This is a genomic window from Pseudoclavibacter endophyticus (genome assembly GCF_008831085.1).
Taxonomy (GTDB): Bacteria; Actinomycetota; Actinomycetes; order Actinomycetales; family Microbacteriaceae; genus Pseudoclavibacter; species Pseudoclavibacter endophyticus.
In genome coordinates this window covers 103,501-125,758 of the sequence record NZ_WBJY01000003.1, presented here as the reverse complement: position 1 = coordinate 125,758, position 22,258 = coordinate 103,501, and the positions used below count along the sequence as shown (strand labels likewise).

The window sequence follows — 22,258 nt, the reverse complement described above, 5'->3', positions numbered from 1 at the left end:
CTGTCTAGGCCCCGATCGCGCGACGGTGGTGGAACTCGGGCGATCGGCCCCGAGGGGCGACGATGCCGACGGCATCGAGGCGGATGCGCTGGCAACGATGCGGGTTCACGGCGATCCAGGCGCCCGCGAGGCGGCGAAGACGCGCCAGCTTCTCGGGGGTGATCGCCTCGAGCGGATGACCTTTCCCGGTGGACGAGCGCGTCTTGACCTCGACGAACACGATCTCGCTCGCGTCGCGAGTGATGAGGTCGATCTCGCCGTACGCGCAACGCCAGTTCCGGGCGATGATCTCGTGCCCCGCCGCCGCCAGAAACGCCGCCGCGAGCTCTTCGCCGCGCCGGCCAAGCACATCTTTCGTTCGCATCCGCGCCACCCCCGCGAACATGGTCGTAGCTCGGCGCACGCCGATGCCCGACCGGCGGGCGCTCCTGTGGACGCATCGGGCTCCACAGGCCGGAGACGACCGGGCGGGGCCGCGCGCGGGGGCTTCGGTAGAATGGCGCCGTCCGGCGAGCGCTGTTGCCGCCGTCGCCTGAAAAATGGGCGATAGACCTTCCTCGGTCGAGTCATATACGGCCCCCAGCTTCCGTGTGCACTCCCGAAAGGCACTGTTTTGTCATCTCCGACCACCTTCGATGGCTCATCCACGACCACCACGAGCGCCGACACCGAAACCGGCGCCGATCGCATCGCCACCGCGGCCGGCACTGCGGCGCCCACGGCGACGCAGACCGTCGCCGAGCGCATGGCCACCGTGCTCGCCGCGCACGTCAGCGACGTCTTCGGTCTCATGGGCAACGGCAACGCCTACCTCATCGACGCGCTCGCCCGCCTCACCGACGTGACCTACCACGCGGTGCGCCACGAGACCGCGACCGTCGCCTCGGCCGACGCCTATCACCGGGTGTCGCGTCGCATCGCGGTCGCGACCGCCACCTACGGTGCAGGCTTCACCAACACCATCACGTCGCTCGCCGAAGCCGTCAGGTCATATACGCCGCTGCTCCTCATCGCCGGTGACGCCCCGACGACCGGCATGCGCGATTGGGACCTCGATCAGACCGCCATCGCGACCGCCTGCGGGGCGACGACGTTCGTGATCGACCCGGCCACTCCGGGCGCGACGACGCTCGCGGCACTCCGCCACGCGGTCCGCGAGCGCACCGCGGTCGTGCTGTCGGTGCCGTACGACGTTCCGACGGCCGACGCCGCCGACGAGACCCTCGACCTCGACGCGCCGCTCGACGCCGAACCGGTCGCGCTCGACGAGGGAGCCGCGCGCGCCGCTGCCGAGGCCCTCCTCGCGGCCGAGCGCCCCCTCGTGCTCGCGGGCCGCGGTGGCCGTGCCGCCGCCGCCGACCTCTGGGCCGTCGCCGATGCGATCGGCGCCCTGACGGTGTCGAGCGCACCGGCACGTGGCACGTTCGCCGGCCGCACCCTCGACCTCGGCGTCGCGGGCGGCTTCGGCTCGGAGCGCACGCTCGGCTACATGCGCGACGCCGACGTGGTGCTGGTCGTCGGCGCGAGCCTCAACCAGTTCACGACCGCCTTCGGCACGGCGCTCGGCGAGCACGCGCGGGTCTTCCGCGTCGACGACCGCGACGTCGCGCCGAACCCCGCCGTCACGGACCTCGTGCGCGGCGACGCGAGCCTCGCGGCCGCCGCGATCCGCGGCATCGTGGAGCGGGCGGAACAGGCCGTGCCCCGCGAGCGGTGGGCGGGCGTCGACCCGGAGCACGTCGCGGGGGCGCAGTTCGACCGCGAGCCGGGCAACGACGACGCGCCAGCCGACCGGCTCGACCCGCGCAGCCTCATGCGCGAGCTCGACGCGATCGTGCCCGAGCAGCGCATCGTCGCATCCGACGGCGGCCACTTCCTCGGCTGGGTGCACTACCACTGGCGGCTGCCATCCGCCGACAGCATCACGCTCGTCGGCACGCAGTTCCAGTCGATCGGCCTCGGGTTCCCGAGCGCCCCAGGCGTTGCGGCGGCCGCGCCGGATCGGACCCTCACGGTCGTGACGGGCGACGGCGGCGGACTCATGGGCCTCGCCGATCTCGACTCGGTCGTGCGCGCCGCCCGCAGCGCCATCATCATCGTCTTCAACGATGCCGCCTACACGGCCGAGGTCACGCAGTACGGCACCATCGGCCTCGATCAGCGCGCCATGCTCATCGATCGCGTCGATTTCGCGAAGTTCGCGGAGGGCGTCGGCGCGACGGGCGTCGTCGTGCGCACGCTCGACGATCTGCAGGCCGTCCGCGACTGGGCCGAACGGGGAGCCGAGGGCACGATCCTGCTCGACTGCCGGATCGACGGCTCCATCGTGGCGCCGTTCCAGCAGGAGATCATTGAGAACATGCACAAGACCGCCAAGCGCATCCAGCGCTGACTTCGAAGAACGCGGGGGCCGCGCGCAGCTGCGCGCGGCCCCCGCTTCGACTTACTCGTCGAGCGCGAGCTCCTTCGGCAGTTCGAACTGCTCCGAGGCGAGCTCTTCGACGTTGACGTCTTTGAACGTGAGCACGCGCACCTGCTTCACGAAGCGGTTCGAACGGTAGATGTCCCACACCCATACGTCGTTCATCGTGAGCTCGAAGTAGAAGTCGTGCTCGGTGTCGCGGCGCTGCAGGTCGACCGTGTTCGCGAGGTAGAAGCGCCGCTCGGTCTCGATGACGTAGCGGAACTGCGTCACGATGTCGCGATACTCGCGAAACAGCGCGAGCTCGAGATTGCGCTCGTATTCGTCGAAGGTGTCCTCGTCCATGATCGCCCCAGTCTAGGCGCTGACGACGCGCTCGGGATGCGCGGTCTGCTCAGCCGCCGCGGCGCGCAGCCACGTGCGGCGGTGCAGGGACGACGCCCCGTGCGCGGCGAGTGCGGCGTAGTGGGCGGGCGAGCCGTAGCCGACGTTCGAGTGCCAGGCATAATCGGCGTACTCACCAGACTCGTGCGCCGACCGCATGAGGGCATCGCGCTCGACCTTCGCGATGACTGAGGCCGCCGAGACCACTGCGCAGTCGCGGTCGGCCTTCGGTCGCACCGAGACGTCGAGTGGATGCTCGAGGGCCGGCGAGAGCCAATCATGCGAGCCGTCGAGCACGATCGCCGCGCGTGCGACGGGCACGCCGACCTCGTGCAGGGCCGCGAGGGCGCGTTTTGCTGCCGCGGCGAGGCACGCGATGATGCCGAACTCGTCGATCTCGGTCGCGCTGCAAAGACCGACCCCCGCCGCCGTGACCCACGCGCGCGCCGCCGGCTCGACGTCGACCCGGCGCTTGGCCGTCAGGAGCTTCGAGTCGCGCAAGCCCGCGGGGAACCCGGCCGTGAGCTCTCGCGCACCGATGGCACAGGCCCCGACTGCGACGGGGCCTGCGATCGCGCCCCGTCCGACCTCGTCGATGCCAATCACGACCGGCGCACGGCCGAGCAGCGCTCGCTCGAGCGCAAGGGTCGGGTCCACGGCGGTCGGCGTCGCAGGAGACATGTCAGGTCGCGAGGGCGGGCTCGCGCGACGGAACCTGCGCGAAGACCTCGGGATAGTTCCCGAGGACGCCGAAGCGCTCGAACGGCCAGTTGATCAGGACGGCGCGGCCGACGACGTGGTTGAGCGGGACGAACCCGCTGTGCGGCCCGTCCTGGTGGTATCGAGAGTCTTCCGAGTTGTACCGATTGTCACCCATCACCCAGAGGCTATCGGCGGGAACCGACACATCGAACTCCATACCGGATGCCGCGCTGTTGCCCGCGAGCTCGGCGTACGGCTCCGAGATCGCCACGTCGTTGATCACGAGCTGTCCGTACGCGTTACAGCACACGACGTGGTCGCCCGGCATGCCGATGATCCGCTTGATGAGGCTGTTGTTGTCGTCGGAGGGCTTCAGGCCCACCGCCTCGAGCCCGCCGTCGACGATCGTCTGCACCACTGATTTTTCGGGCGACGGCTGCGTCGGCAACCACCCGCCGGGATCGGTGAAGACAACGACGTCGCCTCGGGCGATCGGCACGACGCTCGGCTGGAGCAGGTTCACGATGATGCGGTCGTTGACGACGAGCGTCGATTCCATCGAGGCCGACGGGATGTAGTAGGGACGGATGAGGAAGGTCTTCACGAGCACGGCGACCACAATGGCGATCACCGCGATGATCGCGACCTCGCGAAGGAAGCTGACGAATGAGCTCCGACGCCGAGGCTTCTTCACCTCGCCGGCCGCCGAATCGCTCGCGAATGCCGGGACCGCCCGGGTCTCGCCGCCCCCGACTTCTCCGAGGAGCTGGTCGGCGACGATCGCCGCCTCGGCCGTCGTGGTCATCGGCAGGGTTTCGGGGTGCACGGGAACGCGCCGAGCGAGTTCGCGAACCGCCTCGTGCTCGTCGATCGGGCGCCGACGGTGCCGGCCCGCGTGCTTCGCGCGCACGTGCGCCGGTCCGCGCCACGCGAGGAACGATTCGCGCTCGGGAAGCGCGCCCCGGCTGCTTCCCGCATCCGCATCGCGATGTTCGTTGCCGCCGACGTGCCCGCCTCGGTCGCCGTCAGCTTCGTCCCCGTCGGCTCGCACCGCCCCATCGCCGTCCGCCACCCGAGTCCTTCCTCACCCGAAAATGCCCGTGGCTCCCACTGTGGGGAGCCACGGCAGTCAGCTTACGCGTCTCGCTTCTCGCGGATCTTCGCGGCCTTGCCGCGTCGGCCTCGCAGGTAGTAGAGCTTGGCGCGTCGCACATCGCCTCGTGAGACGATCTCGATCTTGTCGATGACGGGCGAGTGGACCGGGAACGTGCGCTCGACACCGATCTGGAAGCTCACCTTGCGCACGGTGAACGACTCGCGCAGCCCGTCGCCCTGGCGGCCGATCACGACGCCCTGGAAGATCTGGACGCGCGAGCGGGTGCCTTCAACGATGTTGACGTGCACCTTGACGGTGTCGCCGGGACGGAACGCGGGAATGTCGTCGCGCAGCGAAGCGGCGTCGACGGCGTCGATGAGGTTGGTCATGATTCGCTCTCTGCATCCGCACACAGGTCGGATGCGGGGGTCAGGTCAGTTCGAGTCGCGCCCGTGTCGAAACGGGACCGCGCGCGTGCATCGCGGAACGCCCGGTTCCCCTGTGGCAGACCCGAGCCGCGGCACAATCGCTTATTCAACCACGCCCGCGGCGAGATCCGCAATCAGCGCGCGCCGTCGCCCGCGCGGGTCACGGCGGCTTCAGTGGCCCCCGGTGCCGCCGGCCGAAGGAGGCGTGCGCGGGATCTGCTCGATCGTGATGACCTTGCCGGCATCCGGCCCCTCCCCGGGGCTTCGCGCGGCGCCGCGCTGCGAGCCACCGGGCGCCGCCCCGCTCGCGGTCGCCGCCTCGTAGCGACGCACCGTCTCGGCCCGCAGGCGACGCCACAGCCACACGACGGCAACCACCGCGACGACCCCGGCCGCGATGAGGGCCAGCATGCCGTAGCCGCCACCGATGGCGCCCGCGACGAGCCATGCGAGCCATGCGCCGCCGAGCCACGCGGCATCGGTCCACGTCACCGCACGCCGCTCGCGCACATCCGGTCGCAACCACACGAGCAGGGCCGCGACCCCCGCCGTGACGAAGGCGGCCGGCATGGCGATGAGCAGGAAGAGGAACTCGCCGGGTGAGGCGCCGTTGACGATCCACCACACGAGCATCCATGCCGGCAGCACGAACGGCACGAGGAAGAGAAGCCTGTGGATGACACCGCGCATGGCCCCAGACTACGAGCACGAGGTGCAAACCGGCTGGTCTCGGCGGCCGCGCGCGCCGCAGAGTACCGTGGTCCCGTGATTGAACTGCGCACACCAGCCGAACTCGAGCAGATGCGGCCGGCCGGCCGCTTCGTCGCGGAAACCCTGCAACTGCTGATGAGCGAGGTGAAGGTCGGCACCAACCTGCTGGAGATCGATGAGCGCGCGGGCGCCCTCGTCCGCGATCGCGGCGCCGTCTCGTGTTATTTGGACTATCACCCGTCGTTCGGCGAGTCGCCCTTCGGCCACTACATCTGCACGGCCGTCAACGACGGCGTGCTGCACGGGCGCCCCTTCGACTACGCCCTCGAAGACGGCGACCTGCTCACCCTCGACTTCGCCGTGCAGGTCGACGGCTGGGTCGCTGACTCCGCGGTGTCGTTCAACGTCGGCACGAAGCTCGAGAGCGACCAGCGGCTGATCCGCGCGACGCGGGAGGCGCTCGACGCCGGCATCGAGGCCGCCGTCGTCGGCAACAAGATCGGCGACATCTCGCACGCCATCGGCAGCGTCGCCAAATCGTACGGCTACCCCGTCAACCTCGAGTTCGGCGGACACGGCGTGGGGCGCACCATGCACGAGGCGCCCTCGGTGCCGAACAAGGGGCGGCCGAAGCGCGGCGTGCCGCTCCGGCCCGGCCTCGTGCTCGCGATCGAGCCCTGGTTCCTCGAGACGACCGACAAGATCGTGCAGGACCCGAACGACGGCTGGACTTTGCGCAGCGCCGACGGCTCGCGCGGCGCCCACAGCGAGCACACGGTCGCGATCACGGAGGACGGGCCCGTCGTGCTGACGGCGCGTGACGAGTAGCACCGGCCGTCCGTCCGTCCCGCCTACTCGCCGTCCGTCCCGCGCAGCTCCGGCGGCAGCAGATCGGGCCGCACCCGCCGGGTGCGTTCGAGCTGCTGCTCGCGCCGCCACGCCGCGACGCGGGCGTGGTGGCCGCTCAGCAGCACCTCCGGCACGTCGAGCCCGCGCCAGCTGGCCGGCTTCGTGTAGCTCGGGTACTCGAGCAGCCCGTCCTCGTGCGATTCCTCGACGAGCGATTCCGGATTGCCGACGACGCCGGGGATGAGCCTGCCGAACGCCTCGATCATCGCCATGACGGCGACCTCGCCGCCGTTGAGCACGTAGTCGCCAATCGACACGAGCTCGACGCGGGCCCGCCTCGCCGTGTCCTCGAACACCCGCTGGTCGATGCCCTCATACCTGCCGCATCCGAAGACCAGATGCCGCTCGAGCGCGTAGCGCCGCGCCGTCGACTGCGTGAAGACGGCGCCGGCCGGCGAGGGAAACACGACGATGGGCCGATCGTCGGCCTCCGGTGCGTCGGCCTCCGATGCGTCGACCTCGCGACCGGATGCTCCCGGCTCCGCCGACGCCGCATCGGCACCGGATACGTCGCTCCGGTCGCCGAGGATGTGGTCGAGCGTGATGCCCCACGGCTCCGGCTTCATGACCATGCCCGCTCCCCCGCCGTAGGGCGTGTCGTCGACGGTGCGATGCCGGTCGGTCGTCGCGTCGCGCAGATCATGCACGCGCACGTCGACGAGACCCGACTGGCGCGCCTTGCCGAGCAGCGAGATGTCGAGGGCACGGAAGAACTCGGGGAAGATCGAGATGATGTCGATCCGCATCAGGTGCCCGCCTCATCGGCGCGTTCGGCCGTATCGGCCGAGGTCGTTCCCGTGGGCTCCAGGTCTCGAGGGGCGCCGACGACGCCCGCGGGGCCGTGCGGCACCTGCTCGGCGCCGCCCGCCGGGCGGCGCATCCCGAACGCGACGTGCACGAGCGCTCCCGCGAGTGGGCCGGCGCTGAGGGCGAGCACCGTCGCGACGACCGCGCCGGGCACGACGACCAGCAGCACGGCCGCCGCGATCGACGCGGTCCACCACCCCGCCACGTACACGCCGTGACGTTCGCGCGCGAGCACCGCCGAGCCGGTGACGAACAGCATGCCGGTGAACCCGGCCGCGAACGTGAGCGCGGCGAGGACTTGCCCGCCGACGCTGAAGCCTTCGCCCATGAAGGCGATGATGGGCTCACCGATGAGCCAGGCGAGGAGCGAGCCGATGACGGCGACGCCGAACACGATGCCGCACGGCCCCAGGAGCACCCGGCGTCCGTGGGAAGCGCGGTCGACGAAGTAGACGACGATCGCGTTCTGGAACGAGGTGATCGGCATGAGGATGGGCGCGCGGGTGAGCGTGACGGCGAGGAGCAGGTTGCTCATCACGACGGGGTCGGTGTCTGGCCGGGCGGCCTTGATGAGCACGGGGAACCCGACGACGAGCATCGCCGCGGCGCTGGCCGCGAGCATGGCGCCGAGCGTCCGGCGCGCGAGCTCCCCGCGCCGGACGTCGGCGCGGAGCGACACGAGCGTTCTCGTACCCGGCAGCAGCAGGATGACTGGCACCACGACGACGCCGGCGACGGTGGCGTACAGGAACCCGGCGAGCGGGTCGCCCGAGACGATGGCGATGCCCGCGACACCGATGCGGGCGAGCGCCTCGACGCAGAGGAGCTTGCCGTACCGGCTCCATCGCCCGGAGCCGCTGAGAAGCCCGAAGAGCACGGCCTGCACCGCGACGAGCGTGAGCGCGACGCTCGCGAGGGCGACGCCGAGCGGCGCCATGGCGCCGAGCAGGTTCCATGCCCACAGCGGGCTCGTCGCGGCGACGAGCCCGCCGGTGACGAGACCAATGCCGAACGCGACGGGCAGGGGGCGCGCACGCTCGTCGCGGCGCCGGGCGGTCTGCTCGGCGCGCACGGGATCGGTCAACAGGAGGTCTGCGGTTGGATCGTCGCCGGCATCGGCTCCGCCAGTCGAAACACGCACCGCTCGCGTGGTCTCGTGCATGATCCCGAGCAGGATGCCGTGCAGGGCGAAGAAGAGCCCCCAGAACACGTTGAAGATCTCGAACCGGTGGTCGGCGCCGAAGGTCGACGTCGCCAGCAGGATGATGGCGTAGCCGCTCAGCCCGGCGAACACCGAAGAGAACGCGACCCACCGCATGGCGTTAGTCCCGCTGCTTCAGCGTGGAGGGCTCCGTGGGGGCCTGCGGATCGTCGGGGGCAGCACCGCCGGCATCGTCATCGGGAATGGGCTCGAACAACCCGGTCGGCGGAGTGACCGTGATGATCCCGGCCGCGGTGTCGACCGACGGGACGATCGCTTTCACGAACGGCACGAAGACCTCACCGCGAGGCGTCTCGACGACGATGAGATCTTGGGCGGGCAGGTGTTCGACGCGCAGGACGGTACCGACGGGCTCGCCGTCGCGGTGCACCTGCAGCCCGGTGAGCTGGTGGTCGTACCAGGTGTCGTCGTCGAGCTCCTCGGCGTTGTCTTGATCGACCCAGAGGATGGCCTTCACGAGCGACTCGGCCGTCGTGCGGTCGTCGACCCCCTCGAAGAATCCGACCGGGTGGCCGTTGTACCAGCGGAGCTCGGTGACCTTCAGGGTCTTGCCGTGCCAGGGGCTCGTCGGCGGCACCTGCAGCGAGAAGGTCGCCCCGGGTACGAAGCGGCGATCGGGTTCGTCGGTGAACAGCTCGAGCTTGATCGCACCCTTGAGTCCGTGCGCTTTCGTGAGGCGGCCGACACGCAGCTGCGTGATGCCCTGGTTCTTCGCTGCCACCGTCAGTCGTCGATCACGTCGACGCGCACGCGGGCGCCGTCGGCGAGGGCGGTCACGATCGTACGCAGCGCTTTCGCGGTACGTCCGGCGCGACCGATCACGCGCCCGAGGTCCTCAGGGTGCACGTGCACCTCGAGGACCTCGCCGCGCGGTGTCTCGGCGCGGTCCACGCGAACCTCGTCGGGGTGATCGACGATGCCCCGGACGATGTGGTCGAGCGCGGACGACAGCATGTGTTAGGCCTTCTCCTCTGCGGGCGCCTCGGCGACCTGGGTCGACGCGTCGTCGTCGGCCGGCGCCTCGGCGGGAGCGGCGTCGTCGGCGGCAGGCGCAGCCTTGACGTCGGCCTTCGGGCGGAGCACGGGCTTCTTGTTCTCGTCGGCGACGAAAGCCGTCTTGCCCTCGGGCGTCTGAACCCGGCTCTCGGTCGGGCCCTCGCCCGTGAACGTGCCCCAGTCGCCCGTGAGCTTGAGGAGCGCGACGACCGCCTCCGACGGCTGCGCGCCGACGCCGAGCCAGTACTGCGCGCGCTCGGAGTCGACCTCGATGAGCGACGGATGCTCGGTAGGGTGGTACTTGCCGATCTCCTCGATGACGCGGCCGTTGCGCTTGGTGCGCGAGTCGGCCACGACGATGCGGTAGAACGGGGCCCGGATTTTACCCAGGCGCTTCAAACGGATTTTGACAGCCACGTGTACGTGTCTCCAGTTGGTGTGTGCAAGCGATGAACGACGACCTGGTGCGTGGGGCAAACCCGGTCAAAGCTCGGTGGTGTCGCGCGTCGGATAGAGGGTCGAGGCGCAGACTCAGCCGCTCATTTTGTCAGACTTCTCGCTCTTGCGCGAGCCGAGCTGCCGTGGCGCCGTGAGCGGCAGCCGAACGCGGCCGCCGGCGCCTACTGCCGCGTGCCCGGAGCCGCGTCGTCGTCGCCGTCGGCCGCCGTGGCCCCGGCCCCGGCCCCGGACGTCGCCGCCGCCGATACGGCACTGCCCATCTCCGTCGAGCCATTGGCACCCGCGGCCTTGCCGCCGCGGCGCCGCAGCAGGAAGAACAGGGCGACGGCGCCGAGCAACAGCAGCACGACGGCGCCGACGATGAACGGCGTCACATCGAGTGGCCCGTCTGCGACCGTGAGTGCAGTGACCGACGGTGCTGCAGCTGCTTCGAACATGCGCCCTCCAAAGTTTGTATGGGTTCGGCCGAACCATTCGGTCCGGCGCTTGCAACCCTCGCGCCCCATTCTCGCATCACTGCCGGGTCGCGGCACGGATTTCCCGGTCTGCCGGGTGTGGCGCCGTGCGAAGGCCCGGCGGAATGTCACTGCCCGCGGGCGCGCCGCCACTTACGCTGAACGCATGGAATTCGCCGCCTCGGAGCGCTCGACCCTCGGGGTCGAGTGGGAGCTCTGCCTCGTCGACCCGGTCTCGCGCGCACTCGTGCCCGCGGCGCCCGGCATCGTGGAGGGCGCCGGCGACGCACGCGTGACCGGCGAGTTCATGCAGAACACCATCGAGCTCGTCACCGGCGTGCACCGCACGGTCGGCGAGGCGGTCGCCGAGTTGACGGCGCTGCGCGATCGAGTGCTCGACCTCGCGACCGACGCAGGCGCCGAGCTCATCGGAGCGGGCACGCATCCGTTCTCGGACTGGCGCGACCAGGTCATCAATCCCGGCGAACGCTACCGACACGTCACCGAACGGTCGGGCGACTGGGGCCGGCAGCTGGCGATCTGGGGCGTGCACACGCACGTGGGCGTGGAGCACAGGGAGAAGGTGGTGCCGATCATGCATGGCGTGCTCGCCCACTACCCGCTCATCCTCGCGCTGTCCACGTCGAGCCCGTTCTGGCTCGGCGACGACACGACCTTCTCGTCGCATCGCTCCATGGTGTTCCAGCAGCTGCCGACCGGCGGGCTGCCGCCCGAGCTCGAGTCGTGGAGCGACATCGAGCGCGTGAGTCACGACTACCTGCACACGGGGATCGTGGACGTCCTCGGCGAGATCCGCTGGGACGTGCGGCCGGCCGTGCACTACGGCACGGTCGAGATCCGCATCGCCGACGGCGCCACGCGTCCCGACGACCTCGCCGCGATCACCGCGCTCAGCCACGTGATCGTCGAGCGCACCTCGCGTCGACTCGACGAGGGCGCGGAGCTCGATCGCCTGCCCAGCTGGTTCGTGCGCGAGAACAAGTGGCGCGCATCCCGGTACGGGCTCGAGGCCATCGTCATCGAGAACGCGCGGGGCGACGAGCGGCTCGTGACGGACGTGCTCGCCGACAAGCTGGAGGAGTGGGCGCCGATCGCCCGCGACCTCGGCTGCGAACGCGAGTTCGCATCGATCGAGCGGCTCATCGCGCGGGGCTCGAGCGCCGACCGCCAGCGCGCCGTCGCGCGGGCGCACGGCGGCGACCTGACGGCGGTCGTCGACGCCCTCGTCGACGAGCTGCGCCTGCCCGCCCGGTAGCGTCCCCTCATCCTCCCCGCCCCGACTCCGATCCCGCCCGTCCCGGCCAGAAGGAGCCAGCGTGCAGCATCCCCCCGTCGTCCACACCGACGCCGGCCGCGTTCGCGGCCGCTGGAGCGACGGATGCGCCGTCTTCCTCGGCACTCCCTACGCGCAACCGCCGGTTGGCGACCTGCGCTTCGCGGCCCCAGTGGCCCGTGAGCCGTGGGATGGTGTGCGCGACGCGACAGCACCGGGCGCGACCTCGCAGTCGGGCGCGACCGGCGTGACCCTCATCCCCGAGCCCTCTGTCGAGGGCGACGACGTCCTCAACGTCAACGTGTTCACGCCCGAACCGGGGCCGGGCGCCGCCCTGCCGGTGCTCGTCTACCTCCACGGCGGCGGGTACGTCTCGGGGTCGATCGCGTCCCCCTGGTACCGGGGTGAGTCGTTCGCCCGCGACGGTGTCGTGACCGTCACGGTGGCGTACCGGGTGGGCTTCGACGGATTCGGGTGGGTCGACGGCGGCGCGTCGAATCGGGGCGTGCGCGATTGGCTGCTCGCGCTCGAGTGGGTGCAGCGCAATATCGCGGCATTCGGCGGCGACGCCAACAGGGTCACGCTCGCGGGACAGTCGGCGGGCGGCGGCGGGGTGCTGACGCTGCTCGCGATGCCGCGCGCACAGGGACTCTTCCGACACGCCTGGTGCATGTCGCCGACGGCGGTCACGGTCGGCGCGGACGAGGCGCGGATGCTCGCCACGGCCGTCGCGCGAGCGGCGGGCCTGGATTCGTCGAGCACCCACGCCTTCGGGACCGTTCCGAGGGCCAGGCTCACGGAGCTCATCCCCGACCCGCTGCGCGGCGGACTTCGCGCCCTCCGCGCCGGACTCGACGGCGGCATCCCCAACATCGGCCCGACGATCGACGGGGAGCTGATCGAGCGCAGCACCCTCGACGCGCTCGCCGCCGGCATCGGCGGCGACACACCCCTGGTCGTCGGCGGCCTGGACGACGAGTTCACGATGATCGCTGACGACCTCCCCGCGGTGATCGGCAGCGCACCGCGTCCGCTGCTCTTCGAGGCGCTCGGCCTCAGCGGTGCGCGGCGGCGCGGCTACCTCGCGGCGAACGACGCCCTCGCACGAGAGGGCACGCGCCGCCTGGTCGGCAGGTTCATCAGCGATACCACGATGCGGCGCGATGTCGTTCGGGCAGCGCGGGCGAGGAACGCGGCGTCGGCCGCCACGTGGGTGTACGCGTTCTCGTGGCGTTCGCCCACGATGCACTGGGCGCTCCACTGCCTCGACGTGCCGTTCTTCTTTGACGTGCTGGACGCCGAGGGCGTCTCCCGGATCGCCGGGGCCCGCCCACCCGGCGAACTGGCAAGCGCGTATCACGGGGCCGCCGTCGCGTACGTCCGGACTGGCGCCGCCGAGTGGACGCCCTGGTCGTGGGACAGTCCCGCCCGCATCTTCACCGACCCCGCGCCTTCGCCCGATGAGGAATCGGGCGCCCCCTACGCGGGGCTCCTCCCGCTGCTGTGACGGCCGCGACGTCACATGACGTCAAACCGTTGGTGACCGGGACATCCCTGCCTACCGTTGTCGGCACGCACCGCCCACGGGTGCCGACGAACGGAGGCCGACCATGGCGACACGTCGCCCCGCCGCGCGCCGCGGCCGGCGCTTCAGCGCCCTCCTGCGCTGGCTCTCGGTCGGCGTGCTGCTGCCCGACGCGCAGCTGTTCGACGCGCAGCGCGCTGCCGCGGCCTGACGGGCCGCTCGCCCCGGCAGCCGCGGGACCGACGCCAGCCGGCTATACCTCGCCGGCGAGCTCCTGCGCGAGCGCCTCGAGCTCCTGCCCGCCGGCCATGAGCCTCGTGAGCTCGTCGATGGTGATGTCGGCCTTCGCCCGGTTCGCGATCGAGCTGCCGCGCTTGAGCACGAGGAAGCGGTCGCCGACGGGGAATGCGTGGTGCGGGTTGTGCGTGATGAACACGACCCCGAGTCCCCGGTCGCGGGCGCGCGCGATGTAGCGCAGCACGATGCCCGACTGCTTGACCCCGAGCGCGGCCGTCGGCTCGTCGAGGATCAGCACGCGCGCGCCGAAATGCACGGCGCGCGCGATCGCGACGCACTGCCGCTCGCCCCCGGACAGCGTGCCGATCGGCTGTTCCACGTCGCGCAGATCGATGCCCATATCGAGCAGCTCCTGCTTCGCGATGCGCTTCATCTCGTTGACCCGGAGCGCGCCGAGGGCGTTCGTGAGCTCCGAGCCCAGGAAGAAGTTCCGCCACACGGGCATGAGTCCGACGACGGCGAGATCCTGGTAGACGGTCGCGATGCCGCGCTCGAGCGCCTGCCGCGGCGACGCCAGCGACGTGGGCTCGCCGTCGATCAGCAGCTCGCCGGAATCGTGCCGGTGCAGGCCCGCGATCACCTTGATGAGCGTCGACTTGCCGGCGCCGTTGTCGCCGAGCACGCACGTCACGCGCCCTGCCTCGACGGTGAGCGAAACCCCCTCGAGCGCGTTGACGCTGCCGTACCGCTTGCCGATGTCGCGCAGCTCCACGAGCGGCGCGTTGCCCGTGCTCATTGCGCCCGCTCCGCGCGGCGCTTGACGACGACGTTGATGACGGTCGCGACGAGCAGCATGAGCCCGAGGAAGAACTGGAACCAGTCGGGGTTCCACTGCGCGTACACGATGCCGCGATTGGCCATGCCGAAGATGAACGCGCCGATGGCCCCGCCGATCGCCGAGCCGTAGCCGCCCGTCAGAAGGCAGCCGCCGATGACGGCAGCGATGATGTACAGGAACTCGTTGCCGACTCCCTCGCCCGACTGCACGACCCGGTAGTTGAACAGCAGGTGCATGCCGGCGATCCATGCGCAGAAGCCGACGCCCATGTACAGCCCGATCTTCGTCTGCACGACCGGCACCCCGACCGCCCGGGCGGCCGCCGCGTCGCCGCCGACCGCGAAGATCCAGTTGCCGACGCGGGTACGCATGAGGATCCAGGTCGCGACGGCCACGAGCGCGATCCAGACGAACACCGTGATGTTCAGCTCGATGCCGAACACGGGGACGCTCGACGCGAAGACCGCGCGCGCGGATGCGAAGCCGTCCATGTCGTCGATCTTCGGTGACGCGACACCGCCCGTGACGGCGCGCGTGATCGCAAGGTTGAGGCCCGCGAGCATGAGGAAGGTGGCGAGCGTGACGATGAAGCTCGGCAGTTTCGTCTTGACGAGCAGCAGGCCGTTGACGAAACCGATCGCGAGCGAGAACACGAGCGCGACGAGCACGCCCACCCACACGTTGGCGGAGAGGCTCCACGCGAACATCGACGCCACGAGCGCCGACGAGATCACGGCGACACCCGTCGACAGGTCGAACTCGCCGCCGATCATGAGCAGCGAGACGCCGACCGCCATGATCCCGTAGGTCGACGCCCCGTACAGCACGGTCGCGATCGAGCTCGGCTGTGTGAATACGGGGTTGGCGACGACCGCGAAGAGTGCGAAGAGCACGACGGCGCCGACCACGGCGCCGAGCTCGGGGCGCCGGAGCAGGGCCGCGAATCGGCTCCGCGGCTGCCGGCCCTTCGGCACGGGGGTGCGATGGTTCCGGATGCTCATTTCGCTCATGTGCGTGCGTCGCCTAGCGCTTGCCCGCTTCCGCGTACGCCAGCACGTCGTCGATGTTCGTCTCGTCGACCATCGCGGGGCCGGTCAGCACGGCCTGCCCGCCGCCGACGACGAAGCCGCCGTCGTGGTGCAGTACGAGCGACTCGACGGCGAGGTAGCCCTGCAGGTAGGGCTGCTGGTCGACGGCGAACGAGATGCCGCCGTCGCTGACGGCGCCGGCGACGTCACCATTGAGGTCGAACGAGACGACGTCGATTTCCGACCCAAGTCCCTCGGCCACCTGCGCGATCGTGAGCGCGAACGGCGCGCCGAGGCCGACGATGACGTCGGCGTCGGGCGTCGACTGCAGCTTGGCGGTCACAGTCGACTCCACCTGAGTCATGTCGGAGCCCTGCACGTAGAGCAGTTCCGTGCCGGGCACCTTGTTCGTGATGCCCTGGCAGCGGGCCTCGTGGCCGACATTGCCCTGCTCGTGGATGACGCAGACGGGGTGCGTGCGGCCCTCCTGCGCGAGGCGATCCCCGACGGCCTCGCCGGCGACGAGCTCGTCCTGACCGAAGTGCGCGAGCACGCCGAGGTCTTGCCACGCATCGGCGCCGGAGTTGACCGAGACGACGGGGATGTCCGCGCTCACGGCCTGCTCCACCGACGAGCTCATCGCCTCGGGCTTGGCGAGCGAGACGGCGATGCCGTCGACGCCCTGGTCGACGTACTGCTGCACGAGCTGCGCCTGCTGCGCGCCGTCGGGGTCGTTCCCGTAGAGCAGGTTCACGCCGTAGATGGCGGCGGCGTCTTCGGCGCCCCTGCGCACGATGTCCCAGAACGTGTCTCCGGGAGCGCTGTGGGTGACGAGCGCGATCGTGAGGCCGGACTCGGTTCCCGGCGCGACCGCGTCGTCGCCCTCGTCGCCGCCCTGCGCGCCGCCAGTGCTCGAGCAGGCGGCGATGGTGAACGCGAGCGCGGCAGCACCGAGACCGGCGAACAGCTTGGTGATCTTCTTCACGTGATGGGCTCCTTCGACAACCTCGTGATCGGATTCGCGCGATCGTGACGAACGCATCCGACGGTCCGGGCGACCGCCCAATCCATGAAGGAGCATATTCCACCCCTGGCCTGCCGCGGGCGACGCCGGCCGTCCCGGGACCCGCGGAAGGGCCCGGGAGCCGCGTCGACTACCGCTGCAGGTACTTCTGGAGCTCCGCGAGCTCCTCCGCCGATGGCTGGCCGGGCGCACCGCTCGTCTCGTCGCCGCCGGGGCCGGCGGCGGCGCCGAAGACCGACCCGCCGAGCGAGGGCGTCGGCCGCTGCTCTTCCTGCGCTTGCTGGGCCGCTTTCGCGGGGTTGCCGCTGCGCGCCTTGCCCTTGCCCTTCTTCGCCTTGCCCGCCTTCAGCTGCTTGGCCCTGCCACCGCCGCCGCCCATTCCCGGGATCGGGCCCATGCCCGGCATCTGCGGCATGCCGCCGCGGGCGACGGTCTTCATCATCTTCGCCATCTGGTCGAAGCGCTTCATGAGCTCGTTGACGTCTTGCACCGTCCGCCCGCAGCCGCGCGCAATACGGGCGCGACGCGAGCCGTTGAGCAGCTTCGGGTTCTGGCGCTCAGCCGGGGTCATCGACTGGATGATCGCCTCGGTGCGTACGAGTTCGCGCTCGTCGAAGTTCTCGATCTCCGACTTCATGTGGCCCATGTTGGGCAGCATGCCGATCATCTTCTTGAAGTTGCCGGCCTTGCGCATCTGCTGCAGCTGCTGCAAGAAGTCGTCGAGGGTGAACTGCTCGCTCGCGAACTTGTCGGCGACCTTGCGGGCCTCGTCCTCGTCGAACGCCTGCTGTGCCTGCTCGATGAGCGAGAGGATGTCGCCCATGTCGAGAATCCGGCTCGCCATGCGGTCGGGGTGGAACACCTCGAGGTCGTCGAGTCGCTCGCCCGTGGACGCGAACATGATGGGCTGGCCCGTGACCTTCGCGACCGACAGGGCAGCGCCGCCTCGGGCGTCGCTGTCCAGCTTCGAGAGCACGACGCCCGTGAAGCCGACGCCCTCTTGGAACGCGTTCGCGGTCGCGACGGCATCCTGACCGATCATCGCGTCGATGACGAACAGCACCTCGTCGGGGTTCGTCGCCTTGCGGATGTTCGAGGCCTGCTTCATCAGGTCCGCGTCGACGCCGAGGCGGCCGGCCGTGTCAATGATGACGACGTCGTAGAGCTTCTCCCGGGCGAACTTCACGGCATCCTTGGCCACCCGCACGGGATCGCCGACGCCGTTGCCGGGCTCGGGCGCGTGGACGTGCACGCCCGCCTGCTCGCCGACCACTTGCAGCTGCTGCACGGCATTCGGACGCTGAAGGTCGGCCGCGACCAGCAGGGGCGCGTGCTTCTCGCCCAGGAGCCGCTTCGCGAGCTTGCCCGCGAACGTCGTCTTGCCGGTGCCCTGCAGGCCGGCCAGCATGATGACGGTCGGCGGCTGCTTCGCGAACGAGAGGCGCCGCACCTCGCCGCCGAGGATCGCGATGAGCTCGTCATTGACGATCTGCACCACTTGCTGAGCCGGGTTGAGCGCCCTGTTGACGTCGTCGCTCAGCGCGCGCTCACGCACCTGCGCCGTGAACTCCTTGACCACGGGCAGGGCGACGTCGGCCTCGAGCAGCGCGCGGCGGATCTCGCGCACCGTGCCGTCGACGTCGGAGGCGGAGAGCTTGCCCTTCGTGCGCAGGTTCGCGAGCGTCGCGGTGAGTCGCTCAGACAGGTTTCCAAACATGGCCATAGTTGCGGCAGTCTACCGTTCCGCGTCGCGCGACCGGCCGGATGCCGACGGTCGGTGCCCGAACCGACCGGGGCGCACGGGAGCCGTCGGATTCGACGGGGTGACGCCCGAAGGGGCGCATGTCTGAGGTCCCTGGGAGAATCGAGCCATGACCGACCACGGCCCGCTCATCCTTCCGTTCAACGGCATCGCACCGCGCATCCACCCGACCGCGTGGATCGCGCCGACCGCCGTCATTGTCGGTGACGTCGAGATCGGACCAGACTCCTCCGTCTTCTACGGCTGCGTGCTGCGCGCCGACGTCGGCCCCATCCGCGTCGGCGCCCGCACGAACATCCAGGACGGCTCGGTGCTGCACTGCGAAGACGACGCCCCCGCCGTGCTCGGCGATGACGTGACGCTCGGCCACCAGGCACTCGTCCACGGTGCCACGATCGGCGACGGCACCCTCATCGGGATGAAGGCGGCGGTGCTCTCGCGCGCGGTCGTGGGCCCCGGCTCGCTCATCGCCGCGGGCGGCGTCGTGCTCGAGGGCGCCGAGATCCCAGCGAGGTCACTCGCGGCCGGCGTGCCCGCCAAGGTGCGGCGCGAGCTGACTCACGAGGAGTCCGCGGCGTTCATTCCGCACGCCGGCGGCTACGTCGCGCTGTCGAAGGCGCAGGCGGGCCTCGAAGAGGCGGTTTCGCGCAGCGACGTCGCGGCGCCGCGTGAGCCGCACGGCGACGGAGAGTGAGCAGACCATGGCGGACACCGTGTCGATGACACACGGGCCTCGCACCGTGCCGCGAGCATCCGTGCGGATGTTCGCGGCAGCGAGCGTGATCGCGCTGCTCGCCGGGTGCGCCGGCGGTGAGGCCGAGCCGACGCCGGATGGCGCGGGATCGACCGAGACGGTCGCCGGCACCGAGGCGCCCGGGGGCGACGACGACGCGACGCCGGCGCCGATCCGCGATCCGTGGGCCGAGCTGCCCGGCCCCGTCACCGCGACGAGCGACGGTGCCGACGACCTCGCCACAGGACTCGACGCGCCTTGGTCGGTCGCGCGCTTCGCGAGTGGCGCGGCGGTCGTGAGCGAGCGCGACTCGGGCCGCATTCTCGAGGTGCTCCCCGACGGCACGACGCGGGAGGTGACCACCGTCGCCGGCGTCGCGCACGGCGGTGAGGGCGGGCTCCTGGGGCTGGCGATCGCCGAGCGTGGCGGCGGGCAGGGCGCCGACGGGGCGTTGCTCTTCGCCATGTTCACCGCCGACGACGGCAACCGAATCGTGCGCTTCGACGTGACCTCGGCGGATTCCGGGCAGGTCGCGGTCGCCGAGCAGGTCGACCTCGTCACGGGCATTCCGAGCGCTTCAAACCACAACGGCGGACGGCTCGCGATCGGGCCAGACGGGCACCTCTACGCCACGGCCGGCGACGCCGGGCGGCCGGAGCTCGCGCAAGACGAGTCGTCGCTCGCCGGCAAGATCCTGCGCATCGGGCTCGACGGGTCGGTGCCGGCCGACAATCCGTTCGGCAGCGAGGTCTACTCGATGGGGCACCGCAACCCGCAGGGCCTCGCATGGGACCGCGACGGGCGATTGTGGGCGAGCGAGTTCGGGCAAGACACGTGGGACGAGCTCAACCTCATCGAACCGGGCGCGAACTACGGCTGGCCGCTCGTCGAGGGCGTCGGCGACGACCCCGCGTTCCGCGACCCCGTGCTGCAGTGGACGACGAGCGAGGCGAGCCCGTCGGGCCTCACCTGGGTCGGCGACACCCTCTTCATGGCGTCGCTGCGGGGTGAGCGGCTGTGGCGCATCGACCTCAGCGGCGAGGAGGCCGTCGCCGAAGCGATGTTCGTCGGCGACTACGGGCGCATCCGCGATGTCGTCGTCGGCCCGGAGGAATCGATCTGGATCCTCACGAACAACACCGACGGCCGTGGCTCGCCCGGCGGCGACGACGACCGCCTCGTGCAGCTGCCCGTCGTGCGGGCCTAGTCCGCGTCCTCTGAGCAATCACGCGACAGCAAGCCTGGAATGCTCGGACCATGGCCGAGCAACCAGCGACGGCGGGTGGTGGCGCCCATGGAACACTTGAGAGATGCACGCGAACGACGAGGCGCCCCCGCCGAGGCGGGTCGACGCGCGCGCCACGCACGGGCATCCCCGAAATCTGCTCGAGCTCAGCAAACACCTCGACCTCGTCTCGGTCGACCGGGTCGAGTACGGCCCGCGGTGGCGGCGCGCGGCGGGCGCCGCGGTCCTGTTCCTCGCGCTGCTGCTGGCCGTCTCGGTCGGCGGCGCCATCTCGATCGTCGTCTTCGTCGACGCGCCCGCCGCGGGCGGTGTTGTGCTCGCTGTGCTGGCGGCACTCGCGCTGGTCCGCGCGGTCGTCTTCTCGTTCGCTCCCCCGCTGCGTTCCGCCATCAGGTCGGCAGAGCGCCTGCTCCGGTTCATCGTGCGCACGGCGGCGATCGTCGCCACCGCCCTCGGCCTCGCCATCGTCGTACTGCTCGTCGCCGTTCGCTACGAGTTTCCCGACGAGTGGACCACCGACGAGGACGACGCCGTCTACGCCGTCATCGCCGTCGCCGTCGCCAGCGTCATCATCGTGTTCATCGCGCGCGATCGCGCGCCCCTGCTGCGTGCGCACACGGCGTTCACCGACCTCGTCAACAGGGCTCGCCCCATCACGGCGATCCTGCTCGCCGTGCTCACGATCGCGGGGGCGGTCGTCGTACCGATCGTGCCCCGCGACGGCAGCCAGGCGGCCCCCGTGACCGCGATCATCCAGACGCTCGCAGCCGTGGCGTCGATCATGCTCGCCGGCGGGTTCGCGTGGATGACCGTAGCGGTCACGAGCACCCACCACGACGAGCGCACGGCCCGCGAACTCGCGGTCGACCTGCTGGCCCTTGCCAACGGAGCGAGGCGGATGCGCGCGGCGGTCGGACGGGGACGATCACCCGGCGACGAATCGGCCGAGAGCGACGCGCTGCTCGACGCCCTCACACGCGTGAGCACCGCCACCGGCGGGCGACTCGTGCGCCAGACCTTCGTGCCGATCACCGCGAGCCAGGGCATCCACTTGGCCTTCGAAGGCACGCTCTCGGGCCTCTACGGCATCCCGCTCGGGCCCGTCGCCGCGCGATTCGCGCGGTCGATCGACGGCGCGTTCGACGACGCGGCGATACCCGACGTCGGCACCCGGTTGACCGATCTCGAGATGTTCGCCCGCGAACTCGCCGCGCGCGCCCGCACGGGCGAGACGTCGGCGCCGGCGGCGTACGCGCGCAATCTGCGGGCAGCCGCGTCGTCGGCCGCTCAGACCACCGGCCGGAACCGAAACGCGCCGCGGTAGCCGAGCACAGTGCCGAGCAGCGGGTTCCGCACCCGCACGGCGACCGTGTGGCACGCGCGCTCGGCGTCATAGCCGTTGCACACATCGGCGCGCACGCCGAGGGCACTCGGCAGCCGAACCCGAAGCCGGCCGACGCGCACGTATGAGGCGACCGAACGCATCCGGAACCACCCCTGGCGCGTGACGGCGCACGCCAGCAGCAGCTCCACACGGCCGGCGTCGCCCAGGACGTTGCGCACGGTGCCGGGTTCCCTGCCGGGCACCAGCACATCGCCGAACGACTGCGGGCCGGTCGCGAACCACAGGGTGCGCCGCATACGTATGGCGGTGTGGCCGCCGGCGACGCGGGCCCCCGCGCCCTCGAGTTCGAAGGGCACGCTTCGGCCCTTCCCCGTCACGAGGAGACCGGGGCCCATGACCGGGCGGGCGAGCAGCCCGATCCGGCCGAATCGGCTCCCGGCAGCGTCGAAGACGCCCTCGCCGCGCATGGAACCGCCGAGGGCCTGGAGATACGCATGCACCTGCGGGTGGAGCCTGCCGGCGTTATCGCCGATGGCGGTCAGCAGCACCGATCGCTCGGCGCCGGCCGCTGGGCCACCGGGAGGCGGATGGGCGCGCCCGGCTCGGCCGGCCATGCGGCGTGACTGACGCCCCCG

Annotated in this window: 25 protein-coding genes; 8 read left to right on the top strand and 17 right to left on the bottom strand. The window is 70.8% G+C overall.

Annotated elements, in window-relative coordinates:
* Positions 1-4: 4 nt before the first annotated feature.
* Positions 5-364: a YraN family protein gene (locus F8O04_RS12820; protein WP_158029784.1), complete on the bottom strand. Its 360-nt coding sequence runs from the start codon at positions 362-364 to the stop codon at positions 5-7.
* Between the two features lie 249 nt (positions 365-613).
* On the opposite strand from F8O04_RS12820, the gene F8O04_RS12815 reads away from it, so the two are divergent.
* Positions 614-2,392 (top strand): thiamine pyrophosphate-binding protein, encoded by a 1,779-nt coding sequence (locus F8O04_RS12815; protein WP_225735063.1) that lies wholly within the window; start codon positions 614-616, stop codon positions 2,390-2,392.
* Positions 2,393-2,443: 51 nt separating this feature from the next.
* On the opposite strand, the gene F8O04_RS12810 is transcribed toward F8O04_RS12815, so the two are convergent.
* The 5 genes from F8O04_RS12810 to F8O04_RS12790 form a co-directional block, all read right to left on the bottom strand.
* Positions 2,444-2,767 carry a DUF2469 family protein gene (locus F8O04_RS12810; protein WP_158029783.1) on the bottom strand — a complete coding sequence of 108 codons (324 nt, stop codon included), beginning with the start codon at positions 2,765-2,767 and terminating at the stop codon, positions 2,444-2,446.
* 12 nt (positions 2,768-2,779) lie between these two features.
* On the bottom strand, positions 2,780-3,487 hold the full coding sequence (locus F8O04_RS12805) for a ribonuclease HII (RefSeq protein WP_158029782.1): 708 nt from the start codon (positions 3,485-3,487) through the stop codon (positions 2,780-2,782).
* Position 3,488: 1 nt separating this feature from the next.
* Entirely contained in the window at positions 3,489-4,580 is a 1,092-nt protein-coding gene (gene lepB, locus F8O04_RS12800) for a signal peptidase I (RefSeq protein ID WP_225735062.1), read from the bottom strand.
* 62 nt (positions 4,581-4,642) lie between these two features.
* The gene (rplS, locus tag F8O04_RS12795; protein ID WP_158029781.1) at positions 4,643-4,993 is read right to left on the bottom strand and encodes a 50S ribosomal protein L19; all 351 of its coding nucleotides are present in this window, start codon (positions 4,991-4,993) and stop codon (positions 4,643-4,645) included.
* Positions 4,994-5,203: 210 nt separating this feature from the next.
* Positions 5,204-5,722: a hypothetical protein gene (locus F8O04_RS12790; protein WP_158029780.1), complete on the bottom strand. Its 519-nt coding sequence runs from the start codon at positions 5,720-5,722 to the stop codon at positions 5,204-5,206.
* 75 nt (positions 5,723-5,797) lie between these two features.
* Here F8O04_RS12790 and map point away from each other — a divergent pair, with 75 nt between their 5' ends.
* Positions 5,798-6,571 (top strand): type I methionyl aminopeptidase, encoded by a 774-nt coding sequence (map, locus tag F8O04_RS12785; RefSeq protein ID WP_158029779.1) that lies wholly within the window; start codon positions 5,798-5,800, stop codon positions 6,569-6,571.
* Positions 6,572-6,594: 23 nt separating this feature from the next.
* Here the strand turns inward: map and trmD are convergent, their stop codons facing one another.
* The 6 genes from trmD to F8O04_RS12755 form a co-directional block, all read right to left on the bottom strand.
* Positions 6,595-7,398: a tRNA (guanosine(37)-N1)-methyltransferase TrmD gene (trmD, locus tag F8O04_RS12780; RefSeq protein ID WP_158029778.1), complete on the bottom strand. Its 804-nt coding sequence runs from the start codon at positions 7,396-7,398 to the stop codon at positions 6,595-6,597.
* Positions 7,398-8,777 carry a polysaccharide biosynthesis protein gene (locus tag F8O04_RS12775; protein WP_158029777.1) on the bottom strand — a complete coding sequence of 460 codons (1,380 nt, stop codon included), beginning with the start codon at positions 8,775-8,777 and terminating at the stop codon, positions 7,398-7,400. The genes trmD and F8O04_RS12775 overlap by 1 nt, the downstream gene beginning before the upstream one ends.
* A gap of 4 nt (positions 8,778-8,781) precedes the next feature.
* Positions 8,782-9,402 (bottom strand): ribosome maturation factor RimM, encoded by a 621-nt coding sequence (rimM, locus tag F8O04_RS12770; protein WP_158029776.1) that lies wholly within the window; start codon positions 9,400-9,402, stop codon positions 8,782-8,784.
* 2 nt (positions 9,403-9,404) lie between these two features.
* A complete protein-coding gene (locus F8O04_RS12765; RefSeq protein WP_158029775.1) occupies positions 9,405-9,635 on the bottom strand; it encodes an RNA-binding protein in 231 nt (76 codons plus the stop codon).
* Positions 9,636-9,638: 3 nt separating this feature from the next.
* Positions 9,639-10,094: a 30S ribosomal protein S16 gene (gene rpsP, locus F8O04_RS12760; RefSeq protein WP_158029774.1), complete on the bottom strand. Its 456-nt coding sequence runs from the start codon at positions 10,092-10,094 to the stop codon at positions 9,639-9,641.
* Positions 10,095-10,297: 203 nt separating this feature from the next.
* Positions 10,298-10,573, bottom strand: coding sequence for a hypothetical protein (locus F8O04_RS12755; RefSeq protein ID WP_158029773.1), 276 nt, complete (start codon positions 10,571-10,573; stop codon positions 10,298-10,300).
* Positions 10,574-10,757: 184 nt separating this feature from the next.
* Between F8O04_RS12755 and F8O04_RS12750 the strand changes: the two genes are divergently transcribed.
* The 3 genes from F8O04_RS12750 to F8O04_RS15185 all read left to right on the top strand — a co-directional run bounded on the left by F8O04_RS12750 (position 10,758) and on the right by F8O04_RS15185 (position 13,621).
* Positions 10,758-11,867, top strand: coding sequence for a glutamate--cysteine ligase (locus F8O04_RS12750; RefSeq protein ID WP_158029772.1), 1,110 nt, complete (start codon positions 10,758-10,760; stop codon positions 11,865-11,867).
* Positions 11,868-11,928: 61 nt separating this feature from the next.
* A complete protein-coding gene (locus F8O04_RS12745; protein WP_158029771.1) occupies positions 11,929-13,392 on the top strand; it encodes a carboxylesterase/lipase family protein in 1,464 nt (487 codons plus the stop codon).
* 103 nt (positions 13,393-13,495) lie between these two features.
* Positions 13,496-13,621 (top strand): hypothetical protein, encoded by a 126-nt coding sequence (locus tag F8O04_RS15185; RefSeq protein ID WP_263971342.1) that lies wholly within the window; start codon positions 13,496-13,498, stop codon positions 13,619-13,621.
* 42 nt (positions 13,622-13,663) lie between these two features.
* Here F8O04_RS15185 and F8O04_RS12740 read toward each other — a convergent pair whose 3' ends face one another.
* The 4 genes from F8O04_RS12740 to ffh all read right to left on the bottom strand — a co-directional run bounded on the left by F8O04_RS12740 (position 13,664) and on the right by ffh (position 18,260).
* Complete coding sequence (locus F8O04_RS12740) at positions 13,664-14,443, bottom strand: ATP-binding cassette domain-containing protein (protein WP_158029770.1); 780 nt, start codon at positions 14,441-14,443, stop codon at positions 13,664-13,666.
* Positions 14,440-15,495 (bottom strand): ABC transporter permease, encoded by a 1,056-nt coding sequence (locus F8O04_RS12735; protein WP_158029769.1) that lies wholly within the window; start codon positions 15,493-15,495, stop codon positions 14,440-14,442. Before F8O04_RS12735 ends, F8O04_RS12740 begins: the two co-directional genes overlap by 4 nt.
* 13 nt (positions 15,496-15,508) lie before the next feature.
* A complete protein-coding gene (locus tag F8O04_RS12730; protein ID WP_225735058.1) occupies positions 15,509-16,498 on the bottom strand; it encodes a substrate-binding domain-containing protein in 990 nt (329 codons plus the stop codon).
* A 169-nt stretch (positions 16,499-16,667) separates the two neighbouring features.
* Entirely contained in the window at positions 16,668-18,260 is a 1,593-nt protein-coding gene (ffh, locus tag F8O04_RS12725) for a signal recognition particle protein (RefSeq protein WP_158029767.1), read from the bottom strand.
* 148 nt (positions 18,261-18,408) lie between these two features.
* On the opposite strand from ffh, the gene F8O04_RS12720 reads away from it, so the two are divergent.
* The 3 genes from F8O04_RS12720 (at position 18,409) to F8O04_RS12710 (ending at position 21,602) form a co-directional block, all read left to right on the top strand.
* A complete protein-coding gene (locus tag F8O04_RS12720) occupies positions 18,409-18,993 on the top strand; it encodes a gamma carbonic anhydrase family protein (RefSeq protein ID WP_158029766.1) in 585 nt (194 codons plus the stop codon).
* A gap of 7 nt (positions 18,994-19,000) precedes the next feature.
* The gene (locus tag F8O04_RS12715; RefSeq protein ID WP_225735057.1) at positions 19,001-20,239 is read left to right on the top strand and encodes a PQQ-dependent sugar dehydrogenase; all 1,239 of its coding nucleotides are present in this window, start codon (positions 19,001-19,003) and stop codon (positions 20,237-20,239) included.
* 103 nt (positions 20,240-20,342) lie between these two features.
* Positions 20,343-21,602: a hypothetical protein gene (locus F8O04_RS12710; protein WP_158029765.1), complete on the top strand. Its 1,260-nt coding sequence runs from the start codon at positions 20,343-20,345 to the stop codon at positions 21,600-21,602.
* Here the strand turns inward: F8O04_RS12710 and F8O04_RS12705 are convergent.
* A complete protein-coding gene (locus F8O04_RS12705; protein WP_158029764.1) occupies positions 21,566-22,237 on the bottom strand; it encodes a DUF4166 domain-containing protein in 672 nt (223 codons plus the stop codon). The genes F8O04_RS12710 and F8O04_RS12705 overlap by 37 nt on opposite strands.
* Between the last annotated feature and the right edge of the window lie 21 nt (positions 22,238-22,258).

Excerpts from the sequence above, each read along its gene's own strand:
- F8O04_RS12705 (WP_158029764.1), bottom strand. The coding sequence starts at position 22,237 with ATGGCCGGCCGAGCCGGGCGCGCCCATCCGCCTCCCGGTGGCCCAGCG.
- F8O04_RS12805 (WP_158029782.1), bottom strand. The coding sequence starts at position 3,487 with ATGTCTCCTGCGACGCCGACCGCCGTGGACCCGACCCTTGCGCTCGAG.
- F8O04_RS12810 (WP_158029783.1), bottom strand. The coding sequence starts at position 2,767 with ATGGACGAGGACACCTTCGACGAATACGAGCGCAATCTCGAGCTCGCG.
- F8O04_RS12750 (WP_158029772.1), top strand. The coding sequence starts at position 10,758 with ATGGAATTCGCCGCCTCGGAGCGCTCGACCCTCGGGGTCGAGTGGGAG.
- rplS (WP_158029781.1), bottom strand. The coding sequence starts at position 4,993 with ATGACCAACCTCATCGACGCCGTCGACGCCGCTTCGCTGCGCGACGAC.
- F8O04_RS12765 (WP_158029775.1), bottom strand. The coding sequence starts at position 9,635 with ATGCTGTCGTCCGCGCTCGACCACATCGTCCGGGGCATCGTCGATCAC.
- F8O04_RS12735 (WP_158029769.1), bottom strand. The coding sequence starts at position 15,495 with ATGAGCGAAATGAGCATCCGGAACCATCGCACCCCCGTGCCGAAGGGC.
- F8O04_RS12740 (WP_158029770.1), bottom strand. The coding sequence starts at position 14,443 with ATGAGCACGGGCAACGCGCCGCTCGTGGAGCTGCGCGACATCGGCAAG.
- F8O04_RS15185 (WP_263971342.1), top strand. The coding sequence starts at position 13,496 with ATGGCGACACGTCGCCCCGCCGCGCGCCGCGGCCGGCGCTTCAGCGCC.
- F8O04_RS12790 (WP_158029780.1), bottom strand. The coding sequence starts at position 5,722 with ATGCGCGGTGTCATCCACAGGCTTCTCTTCCTCGTGCCGTTCGTGCTG.
- F8O04_RS12720 (WP_158029766.1), top strand. The coding sequence starts at position 18,409 with ATGACCGACCACGGCCCGCTCATCCTTCCGTTCAACGGCATCGCACCG.
- F8O04_RS12710 (WP_158029765.1), top strand. The coding sequence starts at position 20,343 with ATGCACGCGAACGACGAGGCGCCCCCGCCGAGGCGGGTCGACGCGCGC.
- ffh (WP_158029767.1), bottom strand. The coding sequence starts at position 18,260 with ATGGCCATGTTTGGAAACCTGTCTGAGCGACTCACCGCGACGCTCGCG.
- trmD (WP_158029778.1), bottom strand. The coding sequence starts at position 7,398 with ATGCGGATCGACATCATCTCGATCTTCCCCGAGTTCTTCCGTGCCCTC.
- F8O04_RS12715 (WP_225735057.1), top strand. The coding sequence starts at position 19,001 with ATGGCGGACACCGTGTCGATGACACACGGGCCTCGCACCGTGCCGCGA.
- F8O04_RS12755 (WP_158029773.1), bottom strand. The coding sequence starts at position 10,573 with ATGTTCGAAGCAGCTGCAGCACCGTCGGTCACTGCACTCACGGTCGCA.
- F8O04_RS12775 (WP_158029777.1), bottom strand. The coding sequence starts at position 8,777 with ATGCGGTGGGTCGCGTTCTCTTCGGTGTTCGCCGGGCTGAGCGGCTAC.
- F8O04_RS12820 (WP_158029784.1), bottom strand. The coding sequence starts at position 364 with ATGCGAACGAAAGATGTGCTTGGCCGGCGCGGCGAAGAGCTCGCGGCG.